Raw genomic sequence first — 3,405 nt, forward strand, 5'->3', positions numbered from 1 at the left:
GGCCTCCGGTCGCCAAACCGCCCATCGCCAAGCCACCGGGCGGGGGAAAACCCGTTCAGCTACCGGCCGGTCAGCGACCATCCAATCGACCGACCAGCGGCAATTTGTATGACAAACGTCCCGGCCGGCCGACAGGGGACAGGACCCGACCGGCCACAGCGGACCGCAAGGACAAGCGACCGGCCGGCAAACCGGCCGCGCTGCCCAACGATGTCTATACGGATCGTCAGGGCAATGTGTATCGGAAAGGCCAGAACGGATGGGAACAGCGCCAGGGCGGTCAATGGCAACGGCCGACGGACAGCCGGCCATCCACCCCATCCCAGAAGCCGGCGCAACGACCCGCCGGATCAGAGCAGAAGCCGACGCAACGGCCTGCCGGGTCGGTTCAGCGACCAGCCCAGCGACCCACGGGTTCGGTCCAGCAACCGGCCCAGCGGCCCAGCGGCACGGTTCAGCAACCCGGCAGGAGGCCGCCTCAAAATATCCAGCAGCGACCGTCAACACCGCAACGCCAAGAACCCCGGACCAATAATCGCCAGTCTCTGGACAGCCTGCAGCGTTCCAGAGACCGCGGGAACCAGCGTACCGGCAATTATTATCAGGACCGGCAAAGGGGATCCGGCAGCAGAAATGTGCAGCGTCAGGGGGACCGACGCAGAGGGGGATGACCGGGTATCGTGCTGAGCAGGACATTCCTGCGCGGTGAAAAAGGCGTGATCGACATTCCTGCAGAGGAAGTACTGCGGCTTCGCTGGAACCCCTTCTATCCCTTTCTGAGCCGGCGGACGGCTCGCTATCTGGGGCTGTAAAAGGAGAATTCTCAATGGGTCCCGTCCTGATTGTTGCGGCCTTTGTTTTCGGCACCCTGTCGAGCCGAATCGGCCTCCCGCCGCTGGTGGGATACCTGGTGGCGGGTTTTTTCTCAACTATCTGGGTTTTGAAGCCGGAGATCAACTGGGAACCATCGCCGACGCCGGTGTCACTTTGCTGCTCTTTACCATCGGGTTGAAACTGAAACCGAGCGACCTGGCCAGTCCGGAGGTGTGGGCAGGTGCCACCCTCCACATGCTGTTCACCGTCGTCATCTTTGGCCTCGGCCTCGGGCTGCTTGCCGCCGTTGGCCTGCCGTTGATGGGCGAACTGAACTGGGCGCACTGGCTGCTGATCGCCTTTGCCCTGAGTTTTTCCAGTACGGTTTTCGCGGTCAAGGTGTTCGAAGCAAAAAAGGAGATGGCCTCACGCCACGCCCTCGCTGCCGTCGGCATTCTGATCATGCAGGATGTCATCGCCGTCATCTTCCTTGCCGTCTCCTCGGGCAAGGTGCCGAACCTATGGGCGCCGGTATTGATTGCCGGACTGTTCCTGGTCCGTCCGCTGCTGACGCGCTTTATGTCGAAGTGCGGCCACGATGAACTGCTGATGATTTTCGGAATCCTGTTGCCTGCCGCCGGTTACGGCGGGTTCGAGCTGGTCGGTCTGAAAGGCGATCTGGGTGCTTTGGTCGCCGGTATGCTGGTGGCGGCGCACCCCAGGGCGTACGAACTGTCCAACGCCCTGTTGGGTTTCAAGGATCTCTTCCTGGTTGGATTCTTTCTGAATATCGGCATTTCGGGGTCACTCACATGGTCCGCCGTGGGTACGGGCCTTTTGCTGACCCTGGTTATGCCGGTCAAAACCGTCTTTTTCTTCGCTATCCTGACCCGTTTCAGGTTGCGCGCAAGGACCTCGCTGCTGGCCTCCTTGAGCCTTTCCAATTACAGTGAATTCGGACTGATTGTGGGCGCCATCGGTGTGGCCAGCGGCTGGCTGAGCGGTGATTGGTTGATCGCTCTGGCAATTGCGCTCTCATTTACGTTTATTCTATCGGCGCCGTTAAACGCCCACGCCCACGCCCTCTACGCCAGACTGTCCAATCCACTGAAGCGCTTCGAAAGCCGTGAACGCCTGCCCGGCGAAGCACCGCTGGACACCGGGGACGCGACGATTGCCGTCATCGGGTTGGGGGGCGTCGGAACGGTCTGCTATGACGAAATGCGTCGGCGTCAGGGGGATGTTGTGGTTGGCGTCGATTTCTCAAAGCAGACGGTGGACGCCCATCGCCAAGATGGACGGCGGGTCGCGCTGGGTGACGCATCGGACAGCGACTTCTGGGAGCGGGTGGATCCTGCCCGAACCGCTATCCGCATGGTCATGCTGACCCTTCCGGACGTCAAAGCCAGTGCTTTCGCCATCCGACAATTGAAAGCGCGGGGCTATTCAGGCCAGATTGTCGCGTCCGCCCGTTACGAGGACAAAATTGACGAGCTGAAAGCCGCCGGCATCGACGACGCCTACGTCATCTACCAGGAGGCCGGAATCGGATTTGCCGATTATGTCTGCAAGCACTTGGGTGACTGCCACAGCCCGGAATCCGGTCCAGCCGACTGAAGGCTGCATAAAGGAGAAAAAATGCCGCTACCAAAGAGCGACGCCAATAAAGCAAAGGGGCATCCCCTTCAGCATGTGTAAGGGACGCCTGATTGGATGCGAAATTAGAAAGGGAGACGCGATGAAGTGTCCGAAATGCAAGCATGGGTAGGACCCATTGCGAGGGGAATACCGACACTCAAGTGGCCAGCAATTCATTTGCAGCCGGGACGCGCGACTGGAGCCTCTACTCCGAACTGAGCCGCCGAGTCGGCGTAAGCTGCGCTGAGCCTTTTCGCATAGTTGTTCCGGGAGAAAGCGGGACCGTTCCAGCGGCGGGCAAATCCCGCCCAGTCGAGGCATCGAAGCGGTTCGAGCAAGCCCTGCTTCTCTATTAACCGTGCGAAGACTTCAATCTGATTGGCTTCCGATTGCGAGGCGAAGCGCGCGTACTCCGCGACAGTCTCGAACCCGACGACCCCGTAGTTAAACCCCATTATCTGAAACATTCCGAATGAAGTCGCCTTGTATGCAGCTTCGGTATCAAGAGCGTACGCTTCCTTCAGTCTGCTCCATTCCTCTTTGGGGGTCCCGTAGCCTCCGGGCCTTGTTCCGGACACATGCGGATAGCTCTCATCGAAGCGATGGTCGGTCAGTCGTGAGAAAATATGACGCTCGAAGAGAATAGAAGGATGCCCGTCGGCATCAAAGGCCTTCTTTATAGACTCTACCTGCCGGAGCGCTTCGAGCGTTGGCGCATCGACACCAAGCCGTGCGGCGATGTCGCGGTACTCCTGTAGCGTGGGGGGACCAATTCGTTTGGCAACGAGTTCGTCGGGTGTCACTTTTGTCAAGCGCTCGATCTCAGCAGCGAGCCGGGCAGCCAATGTGTCGTCGATCATTCCGTTAACCACCATACCGTGCTCGTATTGGAACGTCATGATCGCGTCGCGCGTGGCAGCGTCGAGCGCACCGTTGCGTGGACCCGCGTAGCGG

Annotated in this window: 5 protein-coding genes; 4 read left to right on the forward strand and 1 reads right to left on the reverse strand. The window is 59.9% G+C overall.

Going from position 1 to position 3,405, the window contains the following annotated elements:
• From JCM12296_RS33505 to JCM12296_RS33515, 4 genes are all read left to right on the forward strand, one after another.
• A partial coding sequence (locus tag JCM12296_RS33505; protein ID WP_218188425.1) for a hypothetical protein occupies positions 1-671 on the forward strand: 671 nt, incomplete at its 5' end.
• Between the two features lie 9 nt (positions 672-680).
• Positions 681-812, forward strand: coding sequence for a hypothetical protein (locus tag JCM12296_RS48670; protein WP_281492252.1), 132 nt, complete (start codon positions 681-683; stop codon positions 810-812).
• A gap of 14 nt (positions 813-826) precedes the next feature.
• Positions 827-1,012: a hypothetical protein gene (locus tag JCM12296_RS46660; protein ID WP_054702304.1), complete on the forward strand. Its 186-nt coding sequence runs from the start codon at positions 827-829 to the stop codon at positions 1,010-1,012.
• Complete coding sequence (locus JCM12296_RS33515) at positions 967-2,430, forward strand: cation:proton antiporter family protein (protein WP_246805274.1); 1,464 nt, start codon at positions 967-969, stop codon at positions 2,428-2,430. Before JCM12296_RS46660 ends, JCM12296_RS33515 begins: the two co-directional genes overlap by 46 nt.
• Before the next feature lie 194 nt (positions 2,431-2,624).
• Here the strand turns inward: JCM12296_RS33515 and JCM12296_RS33520 are convergent.
• Positions 2,625-3,405 (reverse strand): N-acetylmuramidase family protein (locus tag JCM12296_RS33520; protein WP_054702309.1); only part of this gene is annotated, 781 nt, incomplete at its 5' end.

Origin of the sequence: Desulfosarcina cetonica JCM 12296 (assembly GCF_001311845.1) — a bacterium.
Lineage (GTDB): Bacteria > Desulfobacterota > Desulfobacteria > Desulfobacterales > Desulfosarcinaceae > Desulfosarcina > Desulfosarcina cetonica.